We start from the raw sequence: 15,986 nt of genomic DNA, 5'->3' as shown, positions 1-15,986 counted from the left end.
GCTACGGCGTCTGCACGGACGCCACCACGGCATCGATCACGGTCTCCACGGAGATTTCCTCCACCACGGCATCGAATCCGAGGATGATGCGGTGACGCAGGATCCGATGCGCAAGGTTCTTGACGTCCTCGGGAATGACGTGGTCACGCCCCTTGAGCAGCGCCATGGCGCGGGCTGCCTGGCTGAAGGCTATGCTCGCCCGCGGGCTGGCCCCGAATTCCACCACGTTAGCCAGCCGGGGCTCCAAGTACTGGGAAGCGTTACGGGTGACATAGGCGAGTCCGACGATGTACCGGACGATTGCGGGATCTATATATACCCGGCGCACGAGTTCCTGGACTTGGACCACGGCGTCAAGGGAAGCAGCGGCCGGAGGCTTCTGCTCTGCACTGAAAACGCCGGAGTCAATCCGGCGGATGACTTCCGCTTCCTCCGCAGGGCTCGGATAGTCAAGAACGTCCTTGAGCATGAACCTGTCCATCTGTGCTTCGGGAAGACGATACGTCCCCTCCTGCTCAATGGGGTTCTGCGTCGCGAGCACCAGGAAGGGCTGCGGCAAAGGATAGGTTTCACCCCCAATGGAGGTCTGACGCTCCTGCATGGCCTCCAGCATGGCGCTTTGCGTCTTGGCGCTGGACCTATTGATCTCGTCCAACAGAACTATGTTTGCGTGAACCGGCCCCAGCTGCGTGACAAATGTCCCCTTGGCGGCGTCGAATATCTGCGTGCCTGCGATGTCGCTGGGCAGCAGGTCCGGCGTGCACTGTATCCGGCGGAACTCCGCACTGACCGATTCTGCTATGGCTTGGGCCGCTGTGGTCTTAGCCAGACCGGGAACACTTTCCAACAGCACATGGCCGCCGGTCAATAAGCCGATAACCAATGTCTCACGCAGCCTGGCCTGGCCTACCACTTTGTTTTCGAAGCTGCGGACGATGCTACCCACGAGTTGCTGGGCACGGGCCATATCCGGTGCGTCGATTCCGGCCATGGCTGTGATCTGTTGCACTCGTGGTCCCCTCGCTGGCGTTGATGTGAAACGGCCACTCTATCCAAGCCTTCCTGAAGCAGCGTGGCAATGGGGACCCCTCCCCATGTGGACTTTGGAGGTCTATCCTTTTGCCATGCATCAGCTACCAGCCGCCTATCAGAACTACCTCGCTTCCCAGGACCAGCATGTCATCGACGCCGTACGGCCGGTCCTGCTCCAATCCGCAGCAGACCAGCGGCACGGCGTACGAATCACTTTCAACAGGGGCCCTACCGGACATCAAGCCCACCTGGACGAGTCCATACCGTATGGCGAGATCATCGAGGACATCGACTGACAGAAAGCTAACCCTTCATAGCACCGGACAGGGCAAACGAATTTCCCATGCCACGGGATACCAGCGCGTAGAGCACCAGCACGGGGACCGAATACAGGATGGAGAACGCGGCCAGTTGGCCGTACGCAATTGCACCGTGCTGGCCAAAGAAGCTGAAGATTGAGACAGCGGCTGGTTGCTTAGCGCTGGATAACAACAGGATGAACGGGACGAAGAAGTTCCCCCACGCCTGAATGAAAACGAAGATGAACACCACTCCGAGTCCTTGCCGCATCAGCGGCAACACGATGCTCCGCAGCGCCGCCAGCGTAGATGCACCGTCCACCCATGCCGCTTCCTCCAACTCACGAGGGACCGAATCCATGAAATTCTTGGTCATCCATATCGCCATGGGCAAAGTTGTGGTGGCCATGAAAAAGATGGTCGCCGCCATTGAATCCAGAAACTGCAGCTGAACAAACAGGCCATAGACCGGCACCATGATGGCCGTCACGGGGAGCGATGTCCCAAAGAGAATCGTGTACAGGAAGGGCTTGTTGAACCTGGACTGATACCTGGACAAAGGGTAGGCGGCAAGCACAGCTGCAAGCACATTCACCACAGCAGTGCCCGCCGATAACAGGAAACTGTTTGCCAAGGGCTGGAACAACAACTCAGGAGTCATCACCGCTCGAAAATTCTCAGTGGACGGCGCCACAGGAACTTTGGTCTGGTAGCCGGCCTGAGGATCAACGGAAGCCAACAGCAACCACAGCAGGGGCGCAACAAAGCACACCCCGATCACCGCAAGGGCGACGTCCGCGCCCAGCTTCGCCTTGATAGTCATGTCTTTTGCTCCCGTAGCAGCCTCACGTACACCGCGCCGAAAACCATTCCCAGCAGAATCAGTACAGACGCCACAGCTGTGCCGTAGCCGATGTCACCGAACTTGAAGGCCTCCTGGTAGGCCAACACGGGCAACGTGGTACTGGCATTGGCCGGACCACCTGCAGTCATCACCCAGATGAGGGTGAACACTGCCAACGTCTGAAGGGTGATCAGCATCAAGTTAGTGGCAATGCTGCTCCGGATCAGCGGAAGCGTGATGAACGCGAGGCGTTGCCAGCCGCGCGCTCCATCCATGAGCGCAGCCTCCGCCACATCCCGGGGAACATCAGCCAACGCCGCACGGTAAACCAGCATGGAAAACGCAGTTCCACGCCACGTGTTCGCCAGCACGATTGCCACCAAGGGAAAGGAATACAACCAATCCGGCCCCTCACCTCCCAAGGCGCCCACTACCTGGTTGAGCGTCCCGTCCCGGTTGAAGTAGGCGTAAGCGGCAAAAGCCGCCACGATCTCCGGAAGCACCCAGGCCGCCACCACTGCAGTACCCACCCACGCTGCCACTGCCTTGCGCGAACGGGTCATCAGCAGGGCAATGAGTAAACCCAGCACATTCTGGCCCAGCACTGCGGAAGCCACGACGAACACCACCGTGAGCCAGGCGGAGAAAGGAAAGTCATCATCGCTGAACATCCGGACGTAATTGTCTGCTCCCACCCACTGCGGATCCCTGGCAGCCTTACCCGACAACGCGGCGTCCGTGAATGACGCATAAAAAGACCACGCCACAGGAGCCAGCAGGAACACCAGGAGCAGAAGAACGGCAGGAAATACCGGCAGCAGCCGCAGGAAGCGGCGAATTCTCATTTCTCCAGAACCTTGTCCTCACCTACCAGTTTCCGAACGGTGGCATCGTATTCAGCTGCTGCTTCCTCAGGACTCTGTTTACCGGTGATCACAGATTCCGTAGCTACCTGGACGGCCGTGGAAATTCTGGGGTAATCGGCCGTCGCGGGCCGGTAGTGCGTCACCTTCACCAGCTCTGAAACGTCCTTCACGAACGGGTTGGCCGCCAAGTATCCCGGATCCGATGCCACATCCGCACGCACGGCGATCTGGGAATTATTGACGTCGAAGGCAAGCGCATTCTTCTTGTTCAGCGCCGTGGTGAGGAAGCTGAAGGCGAGCTCAGGGTTCTTGCTCTTCGCCCCCACAGCCAGTGTCCAACCGCCGGACATGCTCACACCTCCGGGATCCTGCCCCTTCTGCGTGGGGAACATCGCGACACCCATTTCCTGCTCGTACCCGGCCCACTCATAGGCGCCGCCCTTCTGCCAGAACGACGGCGAATAGGAACCCTCCACGGTTGCGCCCAGTTTGCCTTGCGGGAACCACTCGCCAAAAACCTTCTTCCAGACGTTGGCGTCCAGGGCTTCGGCAGGACTCACGGCCAGTTTCTCGTCATAGAGGGTTTTGAGGAAAGCCAAGGAATCCCTGAACCCTTGGGAACCCACCACCCATTTCTTCTGGTCCCCGTCATACAAACTGCTGTCAGTGCCATACAGCAGCTCGTAAAAGCTCTGCATGACCGTGCCCTCGCCGGTCCCCTTACCTGCGTACATGGTGAAAGGGATGACCTGGGGATCAGAAGCCTTGATGGCGCGGGCGGCCGTGAGGATCTCGTCCCAGGTCTTTGGTTGCCACGGCACGGGAATTCCAGCCTTCTGAAGGACGGACTTGTTGTACCAGATTGCCCGGGTATCGGTGCCCAGCGGGACCGCGTAAATACCGCCGTCGTCCGCACGTCCGGCCTCCTTGGCTGCGTCGTTGAACGACTTCCAGTCATCCCACTTCTCAAGGTAACTGTCCAGCTTGAGCAGGTACCCGGCGTCGACGTCGGAACGCACCTTGAAGGTGTCCTCATAGAAAACGTCAGGTGCCGTATCAGCTGACCGCTGGGCCAAGGCTAATTTGGTCCCGTAGTCGTCGTCGTTGGCCTGGATGGGTTGGAGGTCCACTGTCACACCGCTATTGGACGCTTCGAATTCCTTTTTTGCGTCCTGCATGACCATATCCAGGGCCGTGAACGAGTCACTCTTCTGATAAACGATCTTCAGGGTCTTGCTCACCGTGGCCTCAGGCGTAGGCGAACAGGACGTCGCTGCCGCAAATACGGCAGCGACGGAAACAAGTGCTGCGGCAAACTTCACTGGCGCATACTTCAGTGGCGCTTTGATCACAGGACGGCGCATGGTGCTCCATTCAGTCGAACGTGGCTACAGCCCCCATACTTCACCGTGACACACCTGCGACGTGGCCGAGCCTTATGGTTATTCAGTTGTCCTACTACTAACTAGCCCTCCAGCAGGAGCCTTTGCGCCCGTGGTGCCAGCATGTGCTCCAAAACCAGGCAGGCGGCACCGATGGCTCCAACGTCCTCGCCCACGCCAGATCCCACAACTTCGAGATCGTGGATCATGCGGGCCGCGTTGTTTTTGTCCAACAGTTCCGGAACACGTTCCATGAAGTAAGGCGACATCCGCCCCCAGAACGGGCCACCGAAAACGACGCGCTCCACGTCCAGGGTGTTGGTCACTATGGAAACGGCACGCGCAACGAGGGTTGCGGACTTGTCCAAGATGGCGATTGCCCTGCCGTTACCGGCGTCGGCAGCGTCGCACAACTGGGCATACCGTTCCTGGACTTCGGGGCCGTCAGCACCAGCACGATGCCCTTCCAGCACACCAGCGGCTTCGGCTTCGGCCACCAGCACCTGCGGGATGCAGGAAGACTTTACGCAGCCACGCAGTCCGCAATCACACAGCGGACCCTGCGGGTCCACCACGATGTGGCCGATTTCGCCGGCATTGCCCGAGGTCCCGCGCACCACTTCATCATTGAGGACAATGCCGCAGCCGATGCCTGTTCCCATGTACATGAACACGAAGCTGCCGGCACCGCTGGCGCCGCCTGCCCAGGTTTCCGCAACGGCAGCACTGGTCACGTCCTTGTCCACCAAGGTTTCCATGCCGGTGGCCTCGGCTAAGGCCTCCCGGATGCGCACACGGTTCCACCGCGTCAGGAGCGGAGGCTCCACCACCGAACCTTCGTCAAGGTCGATGGGTCCTGGGACAGCAACGCCCAGCCCGGCAATCTTGGACGCATCGACCCCCGATTCCTCAATGAGGATATTGATCTGCCCGGCGATGCTGGTGATCACCCCGGCCGGATCACCACCGGGAGTTGCCATCCGGGAATGCTTGACGACCTCACCCAGCAGGTCCAGAACTACGAAGGTGATGACTGCCGGATCCAGATGAACGCCCACAGCGTACATTCCGGCCGGGTTCAGGCGCAGGATGGTCCTGGGCTTGCCCGGACCAGAGCCCTCCTTGCCGGCCTCCACGATCAACTGCTGATCCAGCAGACGCCTGGAAATGTTGGAAATGGTCTGCGGGGAAAGTCCCACGATCTGAGCCAACTCCACACGGCTGAGCCCACCTGATGAGCGGCGGATCGCCTCCAGAATGACAGTTAGATTAAAGTCCCCCATGCGGGGAAGGTTGGTTCCGCGCCTCGGTGTCGGCTGCCGGATCTCAGTCACTGATGCCCCTAGTCATTGGGATGAACTTCGTCGAAGTTGGTCTTTGTCTGAATCGTACGATACCGCCGCCGTTGGGGATATGAGCACACGCTGACACCGGCATCAGGGCTTGGTAACGATGCCGGTTGAGTGTGCCAGCGGCAGCCATGTGCTCAGATCCTTGATGGCACCGCTTAAGACTTCCGACTCCGCGTTACCGTGAATTTTGGATTCCGGCCTTCCTCCACCGTCGGCCCGATATGCCGTTCAAGTGCCGCGCGGTACTGCAGATGGCTGTTGTAGACGGTCCACAGCTCTCCACCAGGGGCGAGAACCCGCGCAGCAGCCTGGAACATTTTCAGAGCTGCGCCGGCATGAACACTGGCGCCCAAGTGGAACGGCGGGTTCAGCAGGATGAGGTCCGCGCTGCCTGGTTCAAGGGTGGACATGGCGTCATCGTGGATCACTGCCACCCGCTCCCCCAGTCCGTTGGCCTTCGCTGTTGCCTTTGCTGAAGCGACGGCCGCAGCGGATTGGTCGGTGGCGACCACAAGGGCATCCGGATGACGAAGTGCGTACATCGTGGCGAGGATACCGGTCCCGCAACCGAGGTCAACAGCCTGCCGGGCAGCCGGTATACGGTCCATGAAGGTCAGCAAGTAGCGCGTGCCAATATCCAGGCGTGCGCCGGAGAAAGCAGCGCCATGCGCACAAACCGTAATCCCCAATTCCGGAAGGGACTCCACCACCGGAAAAGTGTGATCATTCGGCGCTGCTTTGGGCTCACGCGCCACCAGAACCCGGGACTTTTGCCGGGCAAGTTGCGGCTGGACTGATGCGAAGTACCGTTCCAGGACTGCATTCATGCCGAGCGACATGTGCTTGACGCGACCTCCGGCGAGCAGGACCGCATCCGGGGCAGCAAACCTGGCTACGGCGTCGGCGATTTCCTCCAACTCAGCCAGCGACTTAGGCAACTGCAAAAGCACTACGTCGGCGTCGTCCAATAGCTCCCGGCTCAGCTCGTGTCCGGTGAAGCGACCCTCCAAGCCGGCAGAAACTGCGTTGCGTTCCAGCGCCAGCCTTCCGGAGAACAGATCCTGGTTTACGCGTACATGCCCGACGGCGAGTCCTGCCAGGGCGCCTAACGTCAGGGCGCCGTAGCGGTCGCCAATGACAACCACCTTGGAGTCGGGGCCAACCAGATCTGTAGCCGTCTCCAGCAGGAGCCTGTCTGTGGCATCAAAAGCCTGAAGGTTGTCCGCCTCGACGTCAGGAAGCCTACTCAACCCGCCCAAGAGCGCTTCAACATCCATTACCGTCACGTTGAGTTTCTCGCTTTCATGCATAACTGTCTCGACTTTACGGTGGCGTGGGAGGAACCTAGTGCTTGCAGGACGCAAACACCTGTCATGCCTTCCAGTGGCAACCACGGAGGCGGCAGGCACAGGTCACGGCGACCCCTGGAGCCAGGCACCGGGATCTACCCATCATTTGGGCTCCCCTCCCTCTGTGAGAAACCATGAGTGTCAATGTTGTCACGAACCTTGAAGTAAAGTCCCACAACTCTCCCGACGAAACGAGGCGACCCAACAAGACGGTGCTGGACCTCGTCACCGTGGGCGAATACACAATCGGCCGGATGACCTTCGAACCAGGCTGGACGTGGGCCGACTGCATCAAACCTGTAGTGGGCACCGACTCGTGCGAATTGAGCCACGTAGGATTCTGCGTTTCCGGCAACTTGGAAGTAGAAACCACCGACGGCGGCAAGATCAACATTTCAGCCGGTGATTCCTACAGCATCCCGCCGGGTCATAACGCCCGCGTGGTGGGCGACCAACCGTTCCAAGGCGTCGAGTTTGTCAGCGGCGCCGAATTCGCGCGCCCCGCCGAGTAACCCCGAATCCACACGGACAACGAAAAAGACCCCGCTCAATGAGCGGGGTCTTTCAACCGAAGTGGAGCTGAGGGGACTCGAACCCCTGACCCCCTGCATGCCATGCAGGTGCGCTACCAGCTGCGCCACAGCCCCGGATTTATAGTGCAAATCCGCTACTTCCAAGCGGAATGATTTCTCTTCCCGTCGAAGCAACTCGTCAATACTAACCACAATCGCTTGAGAAGCGAAATCGTCTGAATATGACCTGCATCACCGCGATAGGTTGGCCCGCCGAGGTTGCCGCAGCCGAGGTGCGTTGGATCATTCCACCGCACCTCCCCCCAAAACCAGCTGCGCCGGAGCCGCCCTCAACCAAACGGCATGGCTCCCCCTGAAGTCTAGAATTTCCTGGCACTAAAACCAAACCGTTCAGTCGGTTTAGGATTGCTGAGGCCCGTCGCGCCCCCGGTGGTAGCGTTGTGGAGTCTCGACGGCGGCCCACCCCTCCGTCTCCTGACTCACCCGAGAGGCCACCCACCACCGATGCAACAACGTGCGAAAGACACCAGGCTTTCCGTCATTGAAGGTGCCGCCCGGGTTTTCGCGGAAATCGGTTACGGCAACGCAAGCCTGACCGACATCACCAAGCGCGCCGGCGTCACCAGGGGTGCGCTCTACTTCCACTTCACCTCGAAGCGGGAGTTGGCATTGGCTGTCATCGAGGAACAGCACGCAATCGTTCAGGCGGCCGGATCTGAAATAGCAGCCTCGGAAGCCCCCGCCTTAGACAGGCTCATAGGCCTCTGCAGGATGTTCGGGCAACAACTCCTGGACGAACCCGTGGTCCAAGGCGGCATACGACTGACTTTCGAAGCCTCCGCGTTCGACGCTGACGTCTCGGGCCCCTACCAGGATTGGATCAACACAGCGGAGCAGCTGCTGCGACAGGCAGCCACGGACGGCACCGTCCGTGCCGACCTGGATGCCGCCGCCTTTGCCAGATATCTGGTTGCATCCTTCACTGGAGTTCAGATGGTTTCCGAGGTCCTTACATCACGTGAAGACGTCCTGCTGAGGATCGAACAGATGTGGGAGTTCATGCTGCCGGCTCTACAGCCAACCAGTTCCAACTAGCCAGTTTTCCGCGGGGACGTTTTTCCAATGCGAAAAGGTCCTGCCTTCTTCATGATTCATGAAAAAGACAGGACCTCGTTGGTGGAGCTGAGGGGACTCGAACCCCTGACCCCCTGCATGCCATGCAGGTGCGCTACCAGCTGCGCCACAGCCCCATATTCTTGCTGCTTCGCGATCAGATTTTCGGCTACCCGCGCCGAAGCAACTCAAATATCTTAGAACAGCATTTCCGAAAATTCCAAATCGGACATATTTCGGCAGGCTGCTGCTCCTAGTGCCCGGAATCCTCCGCGGTAACAGCCTTGGCAGAAGCGTCATCGCCCAATTCGAGGTCCACCACAGGGCAGTCCTTCCAGAGCCGCTCCAAGGCGTAGAACACCCGGTCCTCGGAGTGCTGGACGTGGATCACGATGTCGGCATAGTCCAAGAGGACCCAACGACCTTCGGACCGGCCCTCGCGGCGTACAGGACGAAGGTCCTGCTTCATCAGTTCTTCCTCAATACCGTCAACAATGGCGTTGACCTGACGCTCGGTGGGAGCCGACGCAATCAGGAAAACGTCAGTGAGCGCCAAACGCTCGCTGACATCCAATGCGACGATGTCCTCGGCAAGCTTCTCAGCCGCGGCACGCGCAGCGTGACGAGCGAGTGTGATGGATTGTTCATGTGCAGACACGGGGTACTCCTTGTTGTGGCCAATGGCCTGTGTTTGGCGTGAGCCATTTGTACAGCGATAGTTCGTGAGCCATTTTGCAGCGATAGTTACTCTCCAGCGGAACTAGCCGCTGGTGATCATGATGATGCCGACGATGAGGGCCACAAGGCCCAGCGCCAGGACGCCGAATTGCAACAGCCTGTTACGTTGAGCGCGGGCCAAGCCCGCAGTGTTGGCATCCAAAGGATCAAGGCCGTACGCCGCGCTGGCCGAAACTGGTGTGCGCTGGGTTTCTTCGTTGGGCTCCCCCGCCGGCTCAGGACGTTTCCTTGCCGATTTCGCTACCGCCTCTGCACGGGCCAGAACGCCGGCGCGGCCACGGGGTCCCGACTTTTTGGCCTGGGTTTGTCCGGAGTCGACTGTAGGCCCGGCTGAGGTAATCAGCGGAACAAACGTGGTGCTGGGGCGCTTCATGACGGGACGCTCAATCCCCGGCATCTTCACGAACTCCAGTGGAGTCACCATCGCGAGGTTGTTTGCCGTGGACGGTCCTGCGTCCGCCGTGGGCGACTTCCCGTTCCCGCCGGAACCCGAAGGGGTCTTACCGGAATCCGAGGTGGTCTTTCCGGAATCCACCTGGGTCTTCTCAGCAAGCTTCTGCTTGGCAGCAGCACGCTTGTTCAAGACTGCAGCACGCTCCGCGAGGGCAATCTGCTGAGCCAGCACATCAGGATCCACGGCCAAGGGATCCTGCTCGGCGATATGTTCCAGCTTAGCCGTCTGGTTTTCCACCTGGGCGGCGATCAGTTGCCGAACTGCAAGCGCCTGTTCCACGGACATTTCGGACTCCGCGGGAGCGCTGGAAGGCTTGTTGGCGGCCTCCGGCTGGGGTGCCTCTTGTGCGGTTTCGTCCTCTTTGGCCGCATCCTTTGCAGTCTGTTGCTTGGCTGGCGCGGACGCAGCGGACGAGCCGGCAGGCATGGGGACAACCGGATTCATGGAGGTGGCAACTTCAGCCTGAAGTTGCTGGAGGCGCAGCTGGCGACGCGTGGGCGGACCCCCACCGGAGAGCTGCTCCTCCTTGTCGGCCAGCTCCTTGATGGTGCGCAGTGCGGCACGATCCCGGGCACGGATCTGGGAGGACCGTTCCTGGGCCGCAGGCCCTACGGCATCCACCGGAACATCGGCGGCGCGGCGATTGCGGCCGTTCGGACGGTCGGCATGTGGAGGATTCTCTACCTTCTCAGGCGCGGAAATATCCACGTGCTGTTCCTCGGGGCGCTCTTCACGGGCACGCCGAAGCTCACGCCTGCTGCGGATGGGTCGCTGGTCCTGGCTGCTCATTCAAAACTCATTCAGTACGTGCTTGGTCGTCTGATCCGGACAGTGCGGGTGTCAGATCTGCTTCGATGGGTGGCGCCGCGTACAGTCCATACTTTGCGATGTATTGCACCACTCCGTCAGGCACGAGGTACCAAACCGGATTCCCTGCACCCACGCGGGTCCTGCAATCCGTGGAGGAGATTGCCATGGCAGGAACTTCCAACAAGCTGACGTCATCCCTGCCCATGTCGTGCAGTTCATGCCCGGGACGGGTGACGCCAACGAAGTGGGCCAAGGACCACAACTCGTCCACGTCCTTCCACGAAAGGATCTGAGCCAAAGCGTCTGCGCCGGTGATGAAGAAAAGGTCGGCGTCAGGACGCTCTGCACGGAGATCGCGGAGGGTATCAATGGTAAAAGTAGGCCCCGGACGGTCAACATCCACCCGGCTTACAGTGAACCGGGGATTGGAGGCTGTAGCGATGACCGTCATCAGGTAGCGGTGCTCAGGCCTGCTGACCAGCTTGTGGGATTTCTGCCACGGCTGGCCTGTGGGTACGAAGACCACTTCATCCAGGCCGAACTTTGCTGCCACTTCACTGGCAGCAACAAGGTGGCCGTGATGAATGGGATCGAACGTTCCACCCATCACGCCCAGCCGGAGCCTGCGCCCCGCCTCCCCACGCGGTGTTGCGGCGATAATGTTAGTGGCCTTGGCCGTGCGTGTGCTTGTTCGGGTGCTGGCGGTGCGGATCGGCGTGCTCTTCCACAGCCTCATGGCGGTTGCCAAGGTTGGTGTAGGCGAGGGTTACGAACAGGAGAACCAGCATGAGGGCGAACATCACTGCGCCGAAGACCCACGGCTCGGCCCACAGCGGAGCGAGTTCCTCGTGGCCGCCTTCAGTTTGGGCGGCAATGGACGTGGCGATCTGCTGAAACAGCATCTTCTCCCCTAGTTGGTTCTCAAAGGATTTTTCGACGGCGGGACTCCCCGCCGTTCCGGACTTCTGTTCTATGTTACCGCGTTGCTAGCCGCGGATCTGGCCCTCGCCCTGGACGATCCACTTGGTGGTGGTCAGCTCCGTGAGGCCCATGGGACCCCGGGCGTGCAACTTCTGGGTGGAAATACCCACTTCGGCTCCGAGGCCTAGCTCGCCGCCGTCAGTGAACCGGGTGGAGGCATTGACGATCACAGCTGCGGAATCTATGTCCGCGATGAACTTCTCAGCGTTTGCCAGGTTGTTGGTGAGGATCGCTTCAGTGTGTCCGGTGGTCCAGGTACGGATGTGGTTGACTGCTTCATCCAAGCTGTCCACCATAGCGACGGCCAGATCGAGATCCATGTACTCGGTGGCCCAGTCCTCGTCGTCGGCAGGAACGGTTTCCACGTCCTTGCCCAAAGCAGCAGCGATCCGATCATCCACGTGGAGGGTGACACCGGCCGAACGCAAGGCTTTGGCAACGGCAGGCAGCACCGTGGCGCCGGAATGCACCAGCAGGGTCTCCACGGTGTTGCAGACGCTGGGCCTCTGGGTTTTGGCGTTGAGGAGGATCTCTACGGCCATCTCTTCACCCGCGGACTCGTCGATGAAGATATGGACATTCCCTTCGCCGGTTTCAATGACAGGCACGGAAGAGTTGGTCACCACCGTTTGGATGAGATCGCGCCCACCGCGGGGAATGAGGACATCCACACGGCCGCGGGCTCGCATCAGCACGTTGGCTCCTTCGCGGCCGTACTGGTCCACGGTCTGCACCGCGTCAGCGGGCAGGCCCACGGAATCCAACGCTTCGCGAAGAATCCGGACAAGTGCCTCGTTGGTGTTGGCCGCGGCGGAACCTCCACGAAGGATCACAGCGTTGCCGCTCTTCAATGCAAGGCCGGCAATATCTACTGTGACGTTCGGCCGGGCCTCATAAATGGCGGCCACAACACCCATGGGGACGTTTACTTGGCGCAGGCGCAGTCCATTGGGAAGTGTCTGGCCCCGGACCACGTTGCCCACAGGATCGGGCAATCCGGCCAGGTTTTCCAAAGCAGCCACCAAGCCGTCAATACGGGCGGGGGTCAAGGTCAAACGGTCCAGGAGTGCTGCTGAGGTGCCGTTTGCCCGGCCTACGGCAACATCCTTGGCATTGGCTTCCAATACATGCTTCCGGTTCTCCACCAAGGCAGCTCCGATGGCGCGCAGCGCGCGGTCTTTCCATGCGCGGTTTGCCTGTCCCATACGGCGGGCAGCCTTACGGGAGCGGTCCGCTATGGCGTGAACGGCAGCCTGGACATCTTCCGGTGACAACGGCGCGCCGCCTGCTGCAGGGTTCTCCGGCGTCTGGCCGGGGGTACCGGAAACATCAGAGATCACAGGGGCGTCAGGGGTCAGCGCTTCAGTCATGCTCCAAGTTTAGATGAGCGCGATGCCCTCAGGAGCACCAGATCATCAACATGAACAACTTCGCGGTCATAGCCGCGGCCCATGGCTTGGCCCAGCTCCTGGGTGGTGCGGCCCAACATGCGCGGGAGTTCATCGGAAGAGTAATTCACCAAGCCGCGCGCCACCACCGTTCCGTCGTGGGCAACCATCTCAATGGGGTCGCCGGCTTCGAAGTCACCGCTGATGTCCGAAATGCCTGCGGGAAGGAGTGACCTGTGCCGGTCGCGCACGGCTTTCACTGCGCCGTCGTCGAGCATCAACCGGCCCTGGACCGTGGCCAGGTGCGCCAACCAGAGGAGGCGGACCGGCTTGCGATTGCCATTCACGGCGAACCAGGTTCCCACATCCCCGCCGGACAAGGCTGCCGCAGCGTTGGCCGTGGACGTGACCAAGGCATGGATGCCCGAGCCGGCAGCAATGGACGCAGCTTCCACTTTGGTCATCATGCCGCCGGTTCCTACGCCGGCTTTGCCTGCCTTGCCGATGGTCACATCCTCAAGGTCCCGCGGACCTCGGACCAGCGGAATGCGTTGGGCGCCTTGGGAAGGCGGGCCGTCGTAGAGGGCGTCGACGTCGGAGAGCAGCACGAGCGCGTCGGCGCGAACCAGGTGCGCCACCAAGGCAGCCAGGCGATCGTTGTCGCCGAAGCGGATCTCATGGGTGGCCACGGTGTCGTTCTCATTGACTACCGGCACCACGCCGAGGTTCAACAATCTGTCCAGCGCCCGGAATGCATTGGTGTGCTGCGTTCGGCGCATGAGGTCATCGGCAGTCAGCAGAACCTGACTGACGGTCACGCCGTGGGCGCTGAACGCCTGCGTGTACCGTGCCATCAGGAGGCCCTGCCCAACACTCGCGGCAGCCTGCTGCGTGGCCAGGTCTTTAGGCCGCTTGGCCAAACCCAAGGGGGCAAGACCGGCGGCGATGGCACCCGAGGACACCAGGATGATCTCCGTGCCTGCATTGCGCTTGTCAGCAAGAGCATTTACCAGCCCGGTGAGGGACTTCTCGGAGATGCCACCCTTGATGCTGGTCAGCGAGGATGACCCCACTTTGACAACAATTCGCTTGGCGTTGGCGAGGGCTTGACGTTCAAGGCCTTCTGCTGTGTCCGGAGCGTCGACAGTCCTAGTCGTCATCACCGGAATCCAGGTGACTTTCCTTCACTGCCTGCGCGCGCCGACCACTGACGGATTCGGTCCAGATACCAGCCTTGCGCTCCGCTTCGAGCTCGGCCCTCGCGGCAGCCTTGGCCTCACGGCGCTCGATCTGCTCATCGCGCTTCTGTGAACGTGTGGGACGGTCACCGATGTCCGCGACGCGGATGTCAGTCCCGCGGGGCGTTGCAAGGAGTTCAGCGCCGGCCATCATGGTGGGCTCCCAGTCGAACACCACGCCATCGTCTTCACCGATGACCACGGTGTCGCCGGGCTTGGCGCCAACCTTGAACAGCTCAGTTTCCACACCAAGCTTGGCAAGACGATCGGCAAGGTAGCCAATGGCTTCCTCGTTGGTGAAGTCAGTCTGCTTGACCCAGCGCACAGGCTTTTCACCCAATACGCGGAACAGGGGCTCGAGGTTCTTCTCCTCGCGGCGGATTTTGAATCCGGACTCGTTGACGGCGCGCGGACGCAGGACGGGAGGTGCCACCTTGGGAGGCGCGGTCTGCACGGCGTTACGTGCTGCTTGGACGATCTCAGCCATGGCAAAGCCGAGCTGACGCAAACCTTCGTGGCTTGTTGCCGAGACTTCAAAAACTCGGTATCCGCGGGCTTCAAGGTCCGGACGGACGAACTCGGCCATATCCTTGCCGTCAGGAAGATCCACCTTGTTGAGGACTACCAACTTGGGGCGCTCATTCAGTGGCACCACTTCACCGTCAACGCCGGCATAGCTCATGTCTACCGCGTACTTCTCGAGTTCGGCTTCGATGATGGCGAGGTCGGAAAGGGGATCACGGTCTGATTCAAGGGTTCCGCAATCAAGGACGTGAACCAGCGCAGCGCAGCGCTCTACGTGCCGCAGGAAGTTATGGCCCAAGCCCTTGCCTTCGCTGGCGCCTTCGATCAGGCCGGGAACATCGGCGATGGTGAAGCGCACGTCGCCGGCCTGCACCACACCAAGGTTGGGAATGAGGGTGGTGAAGGGATAGTCGGCAATCTTGGGCCGGGCAGCAGACATGGCCGCAATGAGGCTCGACTTACCGGCAGAGGGGAAACCGACCAAGGCGATGTCTGCGATGGACTTCAGTTCCAGGACGATGTCGCTGGATTCACCTTCGATGCCCAGCAGGGCAAAGCCCGGCGCCCGGCGCTTCTGCGATGAAAGGGATGCGTTGCCGAGGCCGCCTTGGCCACCAGCGGCCGCAATGTACTCAGTGCCCTCGCCAACGAGGTCAGCCAGGACTTCGCCGTCCTTGGTCTTGACCACGGTGCCATCGGGCACGGGAAGAATCAGGGTTTCACCGTTCTTGCCGCCTCGCCAGTCACCCATGCCTGGGCCGCCGTTGGTGGCGTGGCGGTGGGGAGCGTGGTGGTAGTCGAGCAGCGTTGTGGTCTGGGCGGAGACGCGAAGGATGACATCGCCACCGTTGCCGCCGTTGCCGCCGTCAGGGCCGCCGAGGGGCTTGAACTTCTCACGCTTGACAGAGACACAGCCGTGGCCGCCGGTTCCGCCGGATACGTGCAGGACTACCCGGTCTACAAAGCTCGCCACGTGGATCTCCTCAGTTGCTGTCTTACAGCGTTTGTTGCTGTTGCCAGCGCTGTTGCAAAAACCAGTGCGCTACGGCGCCCTAGTCGATTGTAATGCGGTTAAAAGAACG

General features: G+C 60.7%; 16 protein-coding genes and 2 tRNA genes. 3 read left to right on the top strand and 15 right to left on the bottom strand.

What is annotated here, in order from left to right; translation table 11 throughout:
• Position 1 precedes the first annotated feature (1 nt).
• A complete protein-coding gene (locus MOD31_RS17510; RefSeq protein WP_142939023.1) occupies positions 2-1,009 on the bottom strand; it encodes a MoxR family ATPase in 1,008 nt (335 codons plus the stop codon).
• 115 nt (positions 1,010-1,124) lie between these two features.
• Between MOD31_RS17510 and MOD31_RS17505 the strand changes: the two genes are divergently transcribed.
• Complete coding sequence (locus MOD31_RS17505; protein WP_374206998.1) at positions 1,125-1,328, top strand: hypothetical protein; 204 nt, start codon at positions 1,125-1,127, stop codon at positions 1,326-1,328.
• Between the two features lie 7 nt (positions 1,329-1,335).
• Here the strand turns inward: MOD31_RS17505 and MOD31_RS17500 are convergent, their stop codons facing one another.
• The 5 genes from MOD31_RS17500 to MOD31_RS17480 all read right to left on the bottom strand — a co-directional run bounded on the left by MOD31_RS17500 (position 1,336) and on the right by MOD31_RS17480 (position 7,085).
• Complete coding sequence (locus MOD31_RS17500) at positions 1,336-2,154, bottom strand: carbohydrate ABC transporter permease (protein ID WP_142939021.1); 819 nt, start codon at positions 2,152-2,154, stop codon at positions 1,336-1,338.
• Positions 2,151-3,020 carry a carbohydrate ABC transporter permease gene (locus MOD31_RS17495; RefSeq protein WP_142939020.1) on the bottom strand — a complete coding sequence of 290 codons (870 nt, stop codon included), beginning with the start codon at positions 3,018-3,020 and terminating at the stop codon, positions 2,151-2,153. Before MOD31_RS17495 ends, MOD31_RS17500 begins: the two co-directional genes overlap by 4 nt.
• The gene (locus MOD31_RS17490) at positions 3,017-4,405 is read right to left on the bottom strand and encodes an extracellular solute-binding protein (RefSeq protein ID WP_250821220.1); all 1,389 of its coding nucleotides are present in this window, start codon (positions 4,403-4,405) and stop codon (positions 3,017-3,019) included. Before MOD31_RS17490 ends, MOD31_RS17495 begins: the two co-directional genes overlap by 4 nt.
• A 101-nt stretch (positions 4,406-4,506) precedes the next feature.
• Entirely contained in the window at positions 4,507-5,706 is a 1,200-nt protein-coding gene (locus tag MOD31_RS17485) for an ROK family transcriptional regulator (protein WP_165450192.1), read from the bottom strand.
• 224 nt (positions 5,707-5,930) lie between these two features.
• Complete coding sequence (locus tag MOD31_RS17480) at positions 5,931-7,085, bottom strand: class I SAM-dependent methyltransferase (protein WP_250821219.1); 1,155 nt, start codon at positions 7,083-7,085, stop codon at positions 5,931-5,933.
• A gap of 173 nt (positions 7,086-7,258) precedes the next feature.
• Here MOD31_RS17480 and MOD31_RS17475 point away from each other — a divergent pair, with 173 nt between their 5' ends.
• On the top strand, positions 7,259-7,636 hold the full coding sequence (locus tag MOD31_RS17475; RefSeq protein ID WP_142939016.1) for a cupin domain-containing protein: 378 nt from the start codon (positions 7,259-7,261) through the stop codon (positions 7,634-7,636).
• A 62-nt stretch (positions 7,637-7,698) separates the two neighbouring features.
• On the opposite strand, the gene MOD31_RS17470 is transcribed toward MOD31_RS17475, so the two are convergent.
• Positions 7,699-7,771: transfer RNA gene (locus MOD31_RS17470), tRNA-Ala, on the bottom strand.
• Between the two features lie 390 nt (positions 7,772-8,161).
• Between MOD31_RS17470 and MOD31_RS17465 the strand changes: the two genes are divergently transcribed.
• Positions 8,162-8,752 (top strand): ScbR family autoregulator-binding transcription factor, encoded by a 591-nt coding sequence (locus MOD31_RS17465; protein ID WP_223940419.1) that lies wholly within the window; start codon positions 8,162-8,164, stop codon positions 8,750-8,752.
• Positions 8,753-8,831: 79 nt separating this feature from the next.
• On the opposite strand, the gene MOD31_RS17460 is transcribed toward MOD31_RS17465, so the two are convergent.
• From MOD31_RS17460 to obgE, 8 genes are all read right to left on the bottom strand, one after another.
• Positions 8,832-8,907, bottom strand: a tRNA-Ala gene (locus MOD31_RS17460).
• Between the two features lie 116 nt (positions 8,908-9,023).
• Positions 9,024-9,428, bottom strand: a complete 405-nt coding sequence (rsfS, locus tag MOD31_RS17455) for a ribosome silencing factor (protein ID WP_142939014.1) — start codon at positions 9,426-9,428, stop codon at positions 9,024-9,026.
• Between the two features lie 102 nt (positions 9,429-9,530).
• A complete protein-coding gene (locus MOD31_RS17450; RefSeq protein ID WP_250821218.1) occupies positions 9,531-10,751 on the bottom strand; it encodes a hypothetical protein in 1,221 nt (406 codons plus the stop codon).
• Between the two features lie 7 nt (positions 10,752-10,758).
• Positions 10,759-11,508: a nicotinate-nucleotide adenylyltransferase gene (nadD, locus tag MOD31_RS17445; protein ID WP_374206997.1), complete on the bottom strand. Its 750-nt coding sequence runs from the start codon at positions 11,506-11,508 to the stop codon at positions 10,759-10,761.
• Complete coding sequence (locus MOD31_RS17440) at positions 11,435-11,674, bottom strand: hypothetical protein (protein ID WP_142939011.1); 240 nt, start codon at positions 11,672-11,674, stop codon at positions 11,435-11,437. Before MOD31_RS17440 ends, nadD begins: the two co-directional genes overlap by 74 nt.
• An 84-nt stretch (positions 11,675-11,758) precedes the next feature.
• Complete coding sequence (locus MOD31_RS17435; RefSeq protein ID WP_250821217.1) at positions 11,759-13,123, bottom strand: glutamate-5-semialdehyde dehydrogenase; 1,365 nt, start codon at positions 13,121-13,123, stop codon at positions 11,759-11,761.
• Positions 13,120-14,301, bottom strand: coding sequence for a glutamate 5-kinase (gene proB, locus MOD31_RS17430; RefSeq protein ID WP_250821216.1), 1,182 nt, complete (start codon positions 14,299-14,301; stop codon positions 13,120-13,122). The genes MOD31_RS17435 and proB overlap by 4 nt, the downstream gene beginning before the upstream one ends.
• Complete coding sequence (gene obgE, locus MOD31_RS17425; protein ID WP_142939008.1) at positions 14,291-15,877, bottom strand: GTPase ObgE; 1,587 nt, start codon at positions 15,875-15,877, stop codon at positions 14,291-14,293. Before obgE ends, proB begins: the two co-directional genes overlap by 11 nt.
• Positions 15,878-15,986: the final 109 nt, after the last annotated feature.

It is taken from the genome of Paenarthrobacter sp. TYUT067 (assembly GCF_023656375.1).
Classification (GTDB): domain Bacteria; phylum Actinomycetota; class Actinomycetes; order Actinomycetales; family Micrococcaceae; genus Arthrobacter.
This window is presented reverse-complemented; position numbering and strand designations above follow the sequence as displayed.